The organism is Caldicoprobacter faecalis (assembly GCF_900115765.1).
GTDB lineage: Bacteria > Bacillota > Clostridia > Caldicoprobacterales > Caldicoprobacteraceae > Caldicoprobacter > Caldicoprobacter oshimai.
On the sequence record NZ_FOXR01000031.1, the window covers coordinates 1 to 13,310 of the forward strand.

At 37.8% G+C, this 13,310-nt stretch carries 14 protein-coding genes and 2 pseudogenes; 3 read left to right on the forward strand and 13 right to left on the reverse strand.

The window, feature by feature from the left end:
- Positions 1–290 precede the first annotated feature (290 nt).
- Positions 291–518, forward strand: a complete 228-nt coding sequence (locus BM241_RS09865; protein WP_025748296.1) for an IS200/IS605 family accessory protein TnpB-related protein — start codon at positions 291–293, stop codon at positions 516–518.
- A 27-nt stretch (positions 519–545) separates the two neighbouring features.
- Here the strand turns inward: BM241_RS09865 and BM241_RS09870 are convergent, their stop codons facing one another.
- The 8 genes and pseudogenes from BM241_RS09870 to BM241_RS09900 all read right to left on the reverse strand — a co-directional run bounded on the left by BM241_RS09870 (position 546) and on the right by BM241_RS09900 (position 6,703).
- Complete coding sequence (locus BM241_RS09870) at positions 546–2,444, reverse strand: M56 family metallopeptidase (RefSeq protein WP_177206151.1); 1,899 nt, start codon at positions 2,442–2,444, stop codon at positions 546–548.
- Positions 2,445–2,498: 54 nt separating this feature from the next.
- Positions 2,499–2,858, reverse strand: a complete 360-nt coding sequence (locus BM241_RS09875; RefSeq protein ID WP_025748298.1) for a BlaI/MecI/CopY family transcriptional regulator — start codon at positions 2,856–2,858, stop codon at positions 2,499–2,501.
- A 306-nt stretch (positions 2,859–3,164) separates the two neighbouring features.
- The gene (locus BM241_RS09880) at positions 3,165–3,956 is read right to left on the reverse strand and encodes a hypothetical protein (protein ID WP_025748299.1); all 792 of its coding nucleotides are present in this window, start codon (positions 3,954–3,956) and stop codon (positions 3,165–3,167) included.
- Positions 3,949–4,446: a sigma-70 family RNA polymerase sigma factor gene (locus BM241_RS09885; protein ID WP_025748300.1), complete on the reverse strand. Its 498-nt coding sequence runs from the start codon at positions 4,444–4,446 to the stop codon at positions 3,949–3,951. The genes BM241_RS09880 and BM241_RS09885 overlap by 8 nt, the downstream gene beginning before the upstream one ends.
- 108 nt (positions 4,447–4,554) lie before the next feature.
- A complete protein-coding gene (locus tag BM241_RS09890; RefSeq protein ID WP_092282664.1) occupies positions 4,555–4,764 on the reverse strand; it encodes a hypothetical protein in 210 nt (69 codons plus the stop codon).
- Between the two features lie 337 nt (positions 4,765–5,101).
- A pseudogene (locus tag BM241_RS13215) lies at positions 5,102–5,327 on the reverse strand (hypothetical protein); the annotation flags it as partial.
- A gap of 61 nt (positions 5,328–5,388) precedes the next feature.
- On the reverse strand, positions 5,389–6,240 hold the full coding sequence (locus tag BM241_RS09895; RefSeq protein ID WP_025748301.1) for a DUF2207 family protein: 852 nt from the start codon (positions 6,238–6,240) through the stop codon (positions 5,389–5,391).
- 175 nt (positions 6,241–6,415) lie between these two features.
- Positions 6,416–6,703, reverse strand: a complete 288-nt coding sequence (locus tag BM241_RS09900; protein WP_025748302.1) for a hypothetical protein — start codon at positions 6,701–6,703, stop codon at positions 6,416–6,418.
- A gap of 454 nt (positions 6,704–7,157) precedes the next feature.
- Between BM241_RS09900 and BM241_RS09905 the strand changes: the two genes are divergently transcribed.
- The gene (locus BM241_RS09905) at positions 7,158–7,844 is read left to right on the forward strand and encodes an alpha/beta hydrolase (protein WP_092282665.1); all 687 of its coding nucleotides are present in this window, start codon (positions 7,158–7,160) and stop codon (positions 7,842–7,844) included.
- A 288-nt stretch (positions 7,845–8,132) separates the two neighbouring features.
- Here BM241_RS09905 and BM241_RS09910 read toward each other — a convergent pair whose 3' ends face one another.
- The 5 genes and pseudogenes from BM241_RS09910 to BM241_RS09930 all read right to left on the reverse strand — a co-directional run bounded on the left by BM241_RS09910 (position 8,133) and on the right by BM241_RS09930 (position 11,896).
- Positions 8,133–9,413: a serpin family protein gene (locus tag BM241_RS09910; RefSeq protein WP_092282682.1), complete on the reverse strand. Its 1,281-nt coding sequence runs from the start codon at positions 9,411–9,413 to the stop codon at positions 8,133–8,135.
- Between the two features lie 610 nt (positions 9,414–10,023).
- Positions 10,024–10,260 (reverse strand): annotated as a pseudogene (locus BM241_RS13220) (GNAT family N-acetyltransferase); the annotation flags it as partial.
- A gap of 17 nt (positions 10,261–10,277) precedes the next feature.
- Positions 10,278–10,475, reverse strand: a complete 198-nt coding sequence (locus BM241_RS09920) for a hypothetical protein (protein ID WP_025748305.1) — start codon at positions 10,473–10,475, stop codon at positions 10,278–10,280.
- A 495-nt stretch (positions 10,476–10,970) separates the two neighbouring features.
- Positions 10,971–11,150: a BlaI/MecI/CopY family transcriptional regulator gene (locus BM241_RS09925; protein WP_092282667.1), complete on the reverse strand. Its 180-nt coding sequence runs from the start codon at positions 11,148–11,150 to the stop codon at positions 10,971–10,973.
- A 479-nt stretch (positions 11,151–11,629) separates the two neighbouring features.
- Positions 11,630–11,896: a hypothetical protein gene (locus tag BM241_RS09930; RefSeq protein WP_025748307.1), complete on the reverse strand. Its 267-nt coding sequence runs from the start codon at positions 11,894–11,896 to the stop codon at positions 11,630–11,632.
- 735 nt (positions 11,897–12,631) lie between these two features.
- Between BM241_RS09930 and BM241_RS09935 the strand changes: the two genes are divergently transcribed.
- Positions 12,632–13,195 carry a pyruvate kinase alpha/beta domain-containing protein gene (locus BM241_RS09935; protein WP_092282668.1) on the forward strand — a complete coding sequence of 188 codons (564 nt, stop codon included), beginning with the start codon at positions 12,632–12,634 and terminating at the stop codon, positions 13,193–13,195.
- Positions 13,196–13,310 lie beyond the last annotated feature (115 nt).

Consider the following 13,310-nt stretch of genomic DNA (forward strand, 5'->3'; position numbering starts at 1 on the left):
AATTATCTCTGTAATATTTTTTAAAACCCATAGTTGACATTTTTACTGAATAAAATTATCCTTTTTGAGGTGACATTTTCACAGACTATTGACATAGATGATTTGATTTAGATAATTTGATTTAGCCATAAAGTAGCAAGCGTTATGATGATATTTTGAATATACAAATGCTATACAACACTGCATTTGATCCATCAAGGAACTTTAAATGAACCATATATTTTACATTTTAAAAAAGTTCCGCCATTCATCTCCGATTAAAATCGAAGGATGAATGGCGGTTTGAGTTATTGTCTGAAAACCGGCTGGATATCCGTGAGCAAACCAAAGGTTCAAAAAAGTTTAACCGGATAATGTCCAGCTGGAACTTCTGGGAGCTGGCCTCATTTATCGAATACAAAGCTGCCCTTGATGGAGTGCTTGTAATTTATGTTGAGTCCAAGGAGACTTCAAAAAATCACAATTCATTAATGAAAAGATGTCACGCCTCAATTATGAAAGTGATGGATGCCGTTTAGCGTGCAGCTGCACACCAAAGTCTTCTGTTAATCTTCTTGTCCGTCAACCCGATAAGTTATACCGTTAACAGTGATAGCAACTACCTGGCTCAAGTCAAGCTCCCACCGACTAAACCTCCAGTTACGATAGAATTTGCCGGTACTGGTGTCATAATTGCGTATTACGCTGATGGGATGACGCTGGTAAAAAAACAATCTTCTATCGTCATAATCAAGATTGATTTCCTGACCATCAACCAAAACTATCGTTGCACGGATATGGGGTTCAATCCATTCGTTACCGTACTCACCCGTGCTCTTGGAGTGTTCACCTATTTCCCGGCTGCAGCCCCTGATCTTAAGCTCAAAGGGCGTAAGCAAAATCTCTTCAATGCAATAGCCATCGTATAAATCCGGTTCAGGATAAAAAACAATATTCTTGGTAAAAACATTGGTCACAACAGTTGTAAGGATGTATTTGTTTCCTTTCAAATTCAAAGTAAGCTCGAGAGTTTTGCCCTCGCAATCCTTGAGGCTTTCGTATTTCAAGTAATCAGAATCGGGAGTGAGGGCTTCAATGAACTCTTCATCTATATCCTGCGGTCTGGTATACAGACGATGTGTAATTGTAGCTGAACAAAGGAAATACCGCACCCCGTCCTGATAGCCTACCTCTTCCATGTTGCCAAACAGCATATATTCCCATCTGGGTATCCTCGGCGTGTCTATGGGATCGACGATGCGTCCGCTTATGCTAAAATCTTCCGGTAGCTCACCTTCCACCGCCATGATTGCATACACATTGTGATCGGTGAAAATAGTGCTCTGTAAGCGGATGGTGCAGTCCTCAGTTACCACCGCTGCGCTCTCTTCCGCAATCTCGTTGATGCTGTCGGCATACTTGTACACATGGTCGCCAAATGCTTTTCTAAACAGCCCCAACGACTTTGGCTCCACCTCGGCTTCTACCAGAGAAACGGCAAAGGTGAGCATCATTACCGCTACAAGTATGAACGCCAACACCCTACTGAAAACGGTAGCCTCTTTCGTCTTCATAATCGATATGACCCGTTCTTCTATTGCCTTCTTATTGAAATTGCTGGCCAGCGGCGCCAATCCAATCTTGGCTTCCTCCATACCGATCAAAGCCAAAGCATATGACGACCTTGAGGTTTGGCCAAATGCTCGCACAACCGCCTCATCGCATGCCAGCTCAATATCACGGTTGGCAAGCACATACATCGCCCACACCAGAGGGTTAAACCAATGAATACACAATACCGCCGCAAGCAGCCATTTTCTCAGCGTATCAAACCGTTTGATATGTACCAGCTCATGAGCAAGAATGTATTTCAGACGCCATTCATCTTTGCTGCTTATTATTTTCGGAAGAAGTATCACCGGCCTCCATATACCGTAAGTCAGCGGAACCGCAATGGTATCCAACTGCCTAATTTGAACGGTTCTTCTTATCGGATGCTCTCTCAAACACCGGTTGAAAACATAACCGTTAACTGGAAGTGCGGTTTTATATTTTTTCAGACACCGGAGATGCGTCACCAGAAAAAAGCTTGCCATGATGATTGCAACTGTTGACCATACCAATACAAAAGCTGACCAATTGGGTACAAAAGGAGAAACGACCGAAGGCGTCGATGGCGCTTTAGCCACCTCTGCAGGCACAATATTGGCGGTATTATACTGTAAAGACGTATTGGGGACAATCCGTATAATATCTTCCTGCGCTAATACCTCAGAAATATTGTCCGGCCCATTATATGCCCTCATACGCAGTGGAATGGAAAATGGGATAAGCAATCGACATAGAACAATATCCCAAAAGATAAGAAAAGTTTTTTTGGGCAGCTTATTGATTGCCAGTGTGCGGATTGCCACAATAGCCAAAATAAGAACAGCGGCCGAAAGGCTGGTTTGCAAGACCTTCACACCCAACACCTCGATTTAAATTGTTTTTGCCAAACCACTCATTCCGCCGCTACCTCATTCCAAATCTTTTACCAGCCGCTTAAGCCTCTCAATCTCTTGCGGAGTCAATTTTCTACTCTCTAAGAGAGATGCAACAAGCTGATCGGCAGCACCGCCGTACATTTTATTGATAAGCTCGTTGGTTTCAAACTCCCGTACCTGTTCTTTGGTAACAAGCGGATGGCACACAAAGTTAGGCTCTCGCCGTTCAATGACACCTTTTTCAATGCATTTTTTGATTACCGTGTAAGTAGTGGTCTTCTTCCATCCCACCTGTTTATTTAAAATTTCGGCAATTCGCTTTGCAGGGGTATCGCCATATTGCCACAAAACTTCCATGACTTTTAACTCTGAATCAAACAGTTTTATATCCATCTCAGTCCTCCTGTACATCCTTTGTTCTGTTGCAATAGAATATTTGTAATTTTATTCTATTATTATAGAACATACTTGTCAATAGTAGCTTTATTTAATGTTTTCTTGCGCAATGTCACCTTTGTGTAAATTATCGCGATGAAATATCATTTAGCTTGCATGATTCAATTATTAGGTTTAGGATGTACGCCATGTAATGAAAAACCATCAACCCGAGTATACATGACCCTTTAATTGATGATTACAAAAGCGAATAAAATTGAACTTAAAAATAAAAGGCATGAACCTCCAGTATGCTTGGTCCCCTTATCTGTTTATGTTTAGCATCTGCACAACATATTGTTCAATTTCATCGAGTGAATTTGCTGCAGCAATAGATGGATAAGAATAGCGGTCAAATATTACACCTTTGTCATCAGAAGCCAGAAAAGCATACCGCATTCCATCTAAAAATCCATATTCAGCAATATCGCTCAAGAAAAGTTTCGTGTCATTTTGCTCCCAATAGGATGTATCGTCATACTTGATAGGCATAAAAATACCCGTCATTCCTACTCTCATTGCTGAAATAACATCGGTATCTTCTATCCACAAACCAGTACCAACGGGACACGGTAATAATACGGAAACAACTTGTCCGGCACTTTCATCTCCGCGGTATACTTTATCAATTTTAATCTTTGCAATGGCTCTGTACTCCGTAGAACCGTTAAAGTCAATCCTGATGTTTCTGATTTCTTCCACAGTTCCTTTAAAAATAGAAGTGTTCCGCTTATGAAATAATTCTTCTTCCGTTAACCACGCCAAGTCAGATAAGCTTCGTAATGCACTGTCAGGCACATTATCTACATATTTGACCCTAACATTACCTCTGGAATTTTTAAGTTCAAAATCGCTGTTTCCTTTGGAAAAAAGCGGAATACAAAATACTAAAAAAAGCACACAGGTTACAACCGCAAGGGTTGCAATAGTTGGTTTTGCTTTTATAGTCATCGCTCTTTTCTGAGGTTGCGACATCAAATAATTTAGCACTTTTGTACTTAAATCCTGGCTAAATTGGACATTATCTATTGCTGCTCTGTAAATATCCCTATTCATCTTCAAAACCTCCAATCTTATCTTTTAAGATATCTTTTAATATCTTACGACCACGGGCAAGCCGTGTACCAATAGTCGTAGTTCTCTCACCCAGAATTTCGGCAATCTCTTTTATGGAGTATCCCTCATAATAGTACAAGTGGATTGGCAATCTATATTTTACATCTAAAGAGAGTACCGCAGCCAAAAGATCGTTTTGCTCCGAAGGTAAATATAGTAATTCTTCGTACAGTGGAGTGCGGCTCTTGAGCCAACCACTTTTTAAAAAATCCCTGCTTTTATTGATTGTAACTCTAATAAGCCACGCTTTTAAATGTTCTTCACTTTCAAACGCAGGTGCCTTTTGCATAAGCGTCAAAAATACCTCTTGGGTTACATCTTCTGCGTCTGCAGTGTTTTTCAAATAGGCAAACGCAGTTTTTGCCACTGTTTTAGAATATTTCTCTACAGCACACCTAACAAATTCGTTCAGTCCCCTTGGTTGGTTCACCTGCACTCCACTCCCTTCACTATGTATACGAACAGGAATACCGATATTTTTCATGTAATTACAAAAAATTTGACCATCTAATAGATGGTCACTCAATTATTATTCTATTCAGTGCTTCGTAGCCACCAAAATAACAGTGTTTCCTTTCTGCCACACCTTATTTACTTTGGAAAATCCGGCCGTAAGCAGCATTTTGATTTGATTTTCAACGGTACAAGGAGTATCGTAATGATAAATCACACTGTCAGGCAAACCCATTTCTGCACGAAGGCGCTCATATTCTTTATAATAAACTTCATACTCCTGGTTAGGCGCCATGTAATCACACTCTATATATACTCCAGGACTAGCGCATTGCAAACCTTTGTGTATAATGCAACATTATCCTCATGAGAAAAATGATGCAATGCTTGAAAGAAAATGGCCACATCAAACGCCTCAATACCAAAATCATAATCAAAAAAATTTGCATTGATCAATGTTAGTTCTTTATCAGGGTGTTTTTTCTGTCATATTATATATCAGCTCCTTTCTTTTTCAAGCATTTGTCCACATACAAACCACAACCACCCTGCCAGCTAATAGTAGTATGGTTATCGTATAAGCCTAGACTATACCTCTCCCACAATTACAGCTCACAGCAAAATCTAATAACCTAAATCCCGTACAAACAGATAAAGAGAAAACGTATAGATTTTCCTAAGGTTAATATTTCATCAAATCTATGTTCTATGCTTTCAAAGTATGGCTTTTCTTTTAGTTCTTCATACATTTCATAATTCATCAAAGCAACCATCCACATTAAAACCCGGGAACTCCCACTCAATAACCTTTGCAAAATATACGATTGCTCCGACATCATAAAATCGCAAATATGGGAAGTATCATTTTTGTATAAAATCTCTAATGAATCTCCTTCATTTTGATGGTTGCGACTAAAGGCTAAAAGCCTCCCGCTCCGCCTCCGCCGGCACCGCCGCCTCCACCACTGGAGAAGCTGCCGCTTCCGGAATATGAAGCGTTTGAACCTCCAAATGATTTATTCATACTTTTTTGAAAGGAATTATTATCATTATTGGTTAACAGCAAATACCAAAACAGCCAACCGTTATAGGAGTATGCTTTATTGAGATAAGTGGTTTCATCAAAATTAAAATCATCTATTTTTTTATCCACACCTAAACTCAATGCATATATTAAGGATATATCCGAAGAATACTCTTCAATATCTTTATTAGATAAATCTACTTTGTAACTTTTCATATATTTCTTAAATTTTTTCCATTTCTTGTATTGCTGGTATCCATAATCTGAACGCCAATTAAGCAGTGCTACGCCGTATACAAACAAGATGACTGCTATGACTGTACCGGCTATACCAAAGAAGATGCCGTAAGCCAACGCAAATATGTTCAATATTAATAATGCTATGAAAGCTAGAATCAAGATTGCGCCAATTTTTGTTTTACTTTTATCATAATACCCTTTACTCACAGCGTCTTGCTTTATTTTATTTCTCCATTCAGAAAACAGGTTTATAAATCTAGAACCATTATGTTTGCTGAAGCTTTGTATTTCTCTAGTACTGACAGAATGTCCATTCCCTATTTCATTAATTAACAAGTTTATAAAGAACCTTTCATGGCTTAAAAGGGAATCATCCGCTTCTCTTACCCGGGAAATAACATAGTCTACATCTTCAGGCTTTTCATTATTGTCTTCTCCCTTGTGTATTTTCAAGTAACCCTTCCTTACAAGATCCAGTATAGTTGCAAATATATGGACATTACCCATAAAAAGGATGTCTGTTGGTCTGAATGCAGCCTCCGCAGTTGCAAGGTTCCCTGTAGTTACAGTCTAAGCAGATGAGACCATATCTTGACTCTACCATTATAATTCCCTTTTAAATTAAATTTCAATTCTTGAATCGCTCAAATTCAACAGTTTCATCAATTCTCGTAACCAAATCTTAACGTCTTTTGATTTTTCTTGCACCACCAATAAACATTATAATACTTAACCCGACTGCAAGAATCATGCTGTAATCAAACCTACTTGAAAAGAAGAGGGCAACAATAACAGCAATTATATTTACCAAACCTATAACGAACATCACAATGCCCATTGGCTTTCCGCCATATTTTACATGGGGAGGTATATTACCACCAGTCCAATGACCGGGACTATACTTATGCTCATTCCATTCATTTAAATCTTTAAGATAAGCATTACGCCTTGTCAGCTTCTTTCTCTTCATAGGATCTGCTCCCCCCTCTTCCGCTTGGACCGACATAATACAATCTGAACTTCTTGAAATCTCAATGTCGGAATAACCTTAAATTTTATGCAGTTAATTTTAAATCTTCAATAACCGTATTTATTAACACCGGAATGATAAATGCTATAGGTATTGTCAGCATATTTTCAGTTCCAAACCAAATATAAAGGGATATAAAATAGAAATCACACCTGAATCAAAATTGCCTCAAAAACTGTGTCTGAGAAGGTTCTTTTAATGCTTCATTATTCATAATGTTCTCTACTGAAAAAATTCAATATTAAAAATATAATACCATACAGGTAAACTTTTTCAATAAAAAATTTTTCATAATAGCTTATTATCTAAGACCGAAAATGAGGCATAATAAACCATATGAGCAAAATTAAAGCTGCCGTTTAGAACCAAAATGACAAGATAAGGGGAAACAGATATGAAAAGTAAAATTGGCTGTTTATTGATACATGGTTTCGGAGGAAATCCCGGGGAAGTCGAACCACTGGCACAATTCTTGGAAAACAAGGGAATTGCAACTATGTCACCGGTACTTAAAGGCCATACCGGAAAAAAAGCTGATATGAGAGGTGTTTCATATTGCCAATGGATAGCATCAGCAAGAGAAGCACTCAATGAACTAAGCAAGCTATGTGACCATATTTTTATAATAGGGTTCTCCATGGGAGGATTAGTTGCAGTAAGTCTTCCCTTTACCCAACAAATTAAAGGGATTGTCCTTCTCAATACACCCATTTACCCCTGGAATCTCAAAAGAATATTTTTGAACTTGGTTTCAGATGTGAAAAATGGCTCTTTTAAGCATTTTAAATTCTATGCATTATCAGCAGTTAAGTTTCCTTTATCGGCTTTATTCGAATTTTTGAAGTTTCTCCATAACGCAAAGCCTCAATTTAAAAATCTTCGCTGTCCTCTGTTTATTGGACAGGCCTTAAGAGATGATGTGGTACAGCCTAAGAGTGCTGAATATATATATAAGCATGCAGCGTCAGTGAAAAAGATAATCAGATACTATAGTGAGTCTAATCACCTTATCTGTCACAGTCCTGCCGCTGCCAAGCTTTTTGAAGATATACTGTCGTTTATTATAGAGTACAGTGCTTAATTTTAAGCTTAATCCTTTCTTGCTATTGCCATCATTTCAACATCTTCAATTCTTAGTGGTTGTTTATAAAAATTACTTTTATTTATAATGACATCTTACAAATACCGAGTTAATGCTGCATCAAAAGAATATCCAATTTCTTTATATTTTCCTCGCAATTTGCCTTAAAGAAGCAATCACTTATTACCCTAAAATAAGATAAAACCTTGTATATATTCTAACATACATACAAGGTTTTTTTATATAGGCATCATTTTTAACTCATATGAACAAAAGGTCAAATTTTTATTATTCTTTTGGATTCATTACCGTTCCTATGAAAACCGGCAGATTTGTGGAGTTATCGATAATGGCATATACAAACGGTCTATCCAGCCTGACTATTTTTAACTCTGCAGGTGCGCTTTCATCCTTCATCTCAACCTTTGTTACCGCTCCGGCTTTAGTGCCCAGCTCATCAACTGAGATAAAGGTTTTATGAAGTACCTCACCGATATAGATGTTGCCTCTTGATGATTTTCCCAGCCTGCTGAAATCAGCTTTGGCAGCTGAAAGACCATCATGCATGCCAAGGTCTTTTAAGGCATCGTTTAACTTAATTTTATAGTCATAACTGAATTTCGGCATGACTGCGTTGACTACAGTATTTTGAGCACTTTTAACAGTGTTTAAAAAGCCTTCTCCCGAAAGGGTTTCAATATAATCCTTAATTGATATACCTTCATTGGGAAGCAATGCAACAAAGCTGTATTTGTCATTGTAATAGGGTTTTATAAACCCGGTTGCACTTCCATCATCCAAATAAATACTTTCCTCAGAATTCATAAATTCTACTGTTTGTTTTGACCCATCAATTGTTGTAAACTCGCCCTCGTGTATGTCGCTTTTGTTATATACCGTCTTCCATTCAGCATCAAATACAATGGCATTAATCAGATACATAATACTATCGTCGTCTATCTTCTCAAGTATCTTATCAATCATGCCATCGGTATTTGTCTTGACCCAATTGTTAATGTCTTGAAGGGTTTGATCATCAAAAGGAGACTTATATATGGCAGCATTATAATAATCTGCGTTCTTTTGAAGAAAATCTTTCTCTACCGTCAGGCGGTCTTCGTCATCGCGGAACCATATGGAGTTGGCTATATTGAGCTTTGACTTTTCTTCACTTGGCAGGTTGTTTACATAGTAATACAGGTATTCATTAAGCTCTTCAAGCGGAATATCCTTGCCAAGCACCTCCTCCATTTGTGACAATGTTTCATTAGCGGCGCCGTTTGCCGTCATCGCAAGTGCCAGCATCACCGAAATCGGAGAAATAAGAGAGTTTTCTTTTTCGGCAATGGATTTTTTAAAAAGCTCAATTGAAAAGTCTGCCGTATTGCTTATAAACTTATCGTCAATAGGTTTGCCATCTACAGCTTTCGGCTTAACACCTTCCATCAAGTCCTCTGCCTTAACCTTAGAAATAAACGCAGAACAAGCGGTGATACTTACTATCATCGACACAATTAATATAAATCCCAAAACTGCTACAACAGATCGTTTAATATGTTTTAGAATCATCACAGCAACATCATCCTCCTTATATTAAATATTCACAGGCTAAAAAACGCTGTTTATTTTTTAAGTATCTCTACTAGTATTGACGTTTTTTTCTCTAATTTGTTGCCATTCTTCTATTATTTTTTTGTAATGCTTTTTACTCTGAAAAACCTCTACAAAATAATGTATTGTCAGGGTTCAAGAAGTATTAGCAACTCAGACTAAACATATGGTCGCTCATCAATATAATATATTAGCAATTTCATTGCCAAATCCGACTTCACAAATATCATTTCCGACACAAAAATCCCATATAATTGGTCCGGCGTAATTTGAAGATTAATTTTAACGTCCATAGTGGGCAGGATTGATATCTTGGCGATACTCCACAGACATGTGAATGGATGTGGTGCCTATCAGCCTTGCCAATAAGCTAACCATAATTCAAGGGATAAGGTTATCAAATTACTCTTATATTCAAAATATAACTTATTGCTTCAATCCTGTTGCTGATGTTCAAACCAAGTAAGGGTCTCCTCGACTTAGTAAATAATGCTGCATCTACAGCCATGATTTCAATGAGACCTCCGCAAACAGTAGCTACACCCCGACTCTATGAGCAAAATATCCATTAACGTTTTTTACTATCTCTACTGTTTGAATCAACCTCTACTGTTTCAACCAACCTAAATCCTGTTCTCTCTGCTACTTTTCTCATTGGAATATTATCTTCACGGGTAGTTAAAATTGGTATTTTGTTTTGGCTAAGTATATAATCAGTAACAAAACTAACAACTTGTGTTGCTAGACCTCTATTTTCATAATTCTTTCTTGTGTGTACCGCTGCAACCTCCCATTTGTTTTCAGAGTACTTCCAAACGGCTGCTAAAGAAAAATTTTAGCTTCTTCAATAATTGCACAGTATGTATAGCCTTGTTCTTTCGCCTCATTCCATGTTTCAATGCTCATATTGAAAAACTCATTCATATAATGAAAATCATCTTGATTTAACCATCTAACTTGACTATAATTTACTGGTTTAAATTCTACCGGCTGCATCTCGTATTTTACATATTTTGCCATGATGGTAATCTCCCTTTTATTTATTATCAATATGTATGGATAATCAAAACTCCAACGACAAGCTCTTGCAGATCCCCCGGGACGGCAGGTCTCTCCATCATACAAATTCAATCAGAAAAACAAAAAAAGAACCGTTCAATGGAAGTATATCACAATACTAGGATCGTTAACAAGATATTTCGCTCCAAATTATGGCGGCAGCTTGTCCTCATATTACGACCTCATATTAACCAAGGGCAAATAAATAACCTGCTGAAATCTGCAAAAAAAGGCCTACTTGCCTTCTCAGTAACAGTTGGCTTTAACGTTATTAGGGCTGTGATGAAAGAATAAGTAATCCAATCCGTAAAGCCGAAAGGTAAGCACAACCCTGAGCACAAAGCGTATCATCATGGCAAAGAACAGGAACAGATGTATGTTAATAGGAAATAAGGTAGAAAAATCCAATACATCTCTTATAATTTTACTATTATTAAAAAGTTTAAAAGGAGTGCGTCAGGGATGAACACAAATTATGATATTCCAGGAATTAATCGGATTGCAAGTGTCAATAGCGCTCTTTTTCCATCTCACCTGCTTATTTATAATCTCAGCAATTCGCTTTGCAGGGGTATCGCCATATTGCCACAAAACTTCCATGACTTTTAGTTCCGAATCAAACAGTTTTATGTCCATTTCAGTCCTCCCGTACATCTTTTATTCTATCGCAGTAAAATGTTTGTAATTCTATTCTATTTTAATAGATCATATTTGTCAATGGCAACTTTATTTAACGTTTTCATGTAGTGAGATCTTTGCAAATCTGCAAATTATTGCGATGAAACATGTTTGGTATGAATGTGAACTACCGACCACCTATAGAGGTGGTGGTTTCGTGAGGAGTTTGATATATCTGCTCGACAGTAGACTCGCCAGCTACTTTCCTTAAAATTTTTCTGAGTTTTGTACATTAGCCATACCCCAAAGAATATTTTTAGCAATTCATTTCCATTTTGTAAAAGATGAAGTCTCCTTGTGCATTTTTGATGAATATAAAAAATCATCAATCAGGGGGTGTATAACTCCTCAATTGATGGCCATAAAAGCAAGTAAAATTGAACTTAAAAAATAAAAAGTTTGAATCTACTATGAATCTCCAATGTGCTTGAGCCATTTTATCTATTTCTGTTTATCATCTGCACAATATATCGTTCAATCTCGTCAAGTGAATTTGCTTCAGTAATAGATGGATAAGCCTCGCGGTCAAATATTATCCCTTCGCTGTCAGAAACCAAAAATGCATACCTCATTCCATCTAAAAATCCATACTCAGCAATATCGCTCAAGAAAAGTTTTGTGCCGTTTTGCTCCCAATAAGACGTATCATCATACTTGATAGGCATAAAAATTCCCGTCATTCCCACCCTCATTGTAGAAATCACATCGGTATCCTCCACCCAAACGTTTGTACCAATAGGAGAGGGTAATAATACAGAAATAACTTGCCCAGCTTTTTCATCTCCGCGATATACTTTATCAATTTTAATCTTTGCGATGGCTCTGTACGCGTAAACTTTTTAGCAAGTGAGCGCTTTTCCTAACCTTTTGCCAATGATAACAGTAAAATCTGCAGTGATATGCTCTATCCCTGCATTGAAAACCTGCTCAATTCTTTTGTGGTCAGCTGACCAAGATAATGGAGTCATTTTAATAAGATGCGCAAGAACATCTCCCAATTTATGCATCTCCGTTTTCAGGCAGGCACCCTAACTCTCCCAATGTTTTATAATAAGCCTTTTCGGACTATTCATCCCATTTATTGCTAAAATTACCATCTGCGCCTCTGCCGCTATTGGTATATCATTTTCCTATTAGATGAGGCTATGAGAAACTTTCCCTGGAAACCTTAATGATTTCTACCATTTGCAACACCCACTAAACAGCTATTGATTATTGTACCATATAATATCTTGCATGTGTGTACTGACTTTTGTGAAAATCAAAATCGCCTAAATTCAAACTATATATAATGTTTTCAATCCGCTAAAATAATATCACATTGTGTTAAGAGAATAAACAATTCTGCTTATCGTTCGGCTATCAAAAACGACTCATATATGTTATAATTTCATTAACCGAATGATTTTTGTCAAAATAGAAAGAAGGGGGCATGCTTTATGGAGAGTACCGTTACATATTTTGAAGAGCCTGGAAGAAAAAATACCTTAAGCACCCTGGAGATTGCTAAAAAAAGAGCCTTAGAGCTGGGGATCAAAAAAGTGCTGGTAGCCTCCTCCCATGGCTATACAGCCCTCGAAGCAGCCAAGATATTTCAGGGAACAGGTATTGAAGTGCTGGTCATAAGCATTTCCAATAGCTTCCAAGAACTAGGATGGTCAATGACGCAGGAAGAAAGAAGCAAGTTAGAGAAGGCAGGCATAAAGGTATTAACCAGCCTTCATGCCCTGGCCGATGGTGTAGCAGAAGGCTTTTGTGGCGAACATACACCTGGAAGCATTGTGGCCGATACTCTGCGTATGTTCTCACAGGGAACAAAAGTAGCTGTTGAAATATCCATCATGGCTCTGGAAGCCGGCCTTATTTCGCCGGATTCTGAAGTAATTTCTATCGGGGGAACCAATGAAGGATGCGACACCGCTCTCGTGGTGAGACCGTCCTTTGCCAGAAAAATTAAAGACTACAGGATATGCGAGATTCTTTGCAAACCTAGAATTGCTTGATCTAATCTGTAAAAACGATTATGCGACAAAAGGTGGGCAAAAAAGCTTCTCAAGTGCGGTTTACATTGAAAACAGGTATTATGATAGCCTGGCAAAGTGCCAGCCGCAACCTCCA

Excerpts from the sequence above, each read along its gene's own strand:
- BM241_RS09875 (WP_025748298.1), bottom strand. The coding sequence starts at position 2,858 with ATGGATATAAAACTGTTTGATTCAGAGTTAAAAGTCATGGAAGTTTTG.
- BM241_RS09880 (WP_025748299.1), bottom strand. The coding sequence starts at position 3,956 with ATGAATAGGGATATTTACAGAGCAGCAATAGATAATGTCCAATTTAGC.
- BM241_RS09890 (WP_092282664.1), bottom strand. The coding sequence starts at position 4,764 with ATGGCGCCTAACCAGGAGTATGAAGTTTATTATAAAGAATATGAGCGC.
- BM241_RS09895 (WP_025748301.1), bottom strand. The coding sequence starts at position 6,240 with ATGGGTAATGTCCATATATTTGCAACTATACTGGATCTTGTAAGGAAG.
- BM241_RS09900 (WP_025748302.1), bottom strand. The coding sequence starts at position 6,703 with ATGAAGAGAAAGAAGCTGACAAGGCGTAATGCTTATCTTAAAGATTTA.
- BM241_RS09905 (WP_092282665.1), top strand. The coding sequence starts at position 7,158 with ATGAAAAGTAAAATTGGCTGTTTATTGATACATGGTTTCGGAGGAAAT.
- BM241_RS09910 (WP_092282682.1), bottom strand. The coding sequence starts at position 9,413 with ATGATTCTAAAACATATTAAACGATCTGTTGTAGCAGTTTTGGGATTT.
- BM241_RS09920 (WP_025748305.1), bottom strand. The coding sequence starts at position 10,475 with ATGGCAAAATATGTAAAATACGAGATGCAGCCGGTAGAATTTAAACCA.
- BM241_RS09925 (WP_092282667.1), bottom strand. The coding sequence starts at position 11,150 with ATGGACATAAAACTGTTTGATTCGGAACTAAAAGTCATGGAAGTTTTG.
- BM241_RS09935 (WP_092282668.1), top strand. The coding sequence starts at position 12,632 with ATGGAGAGTACCGTTACATATTTTGAAGAGCCTGGAAGAAAAAATACC.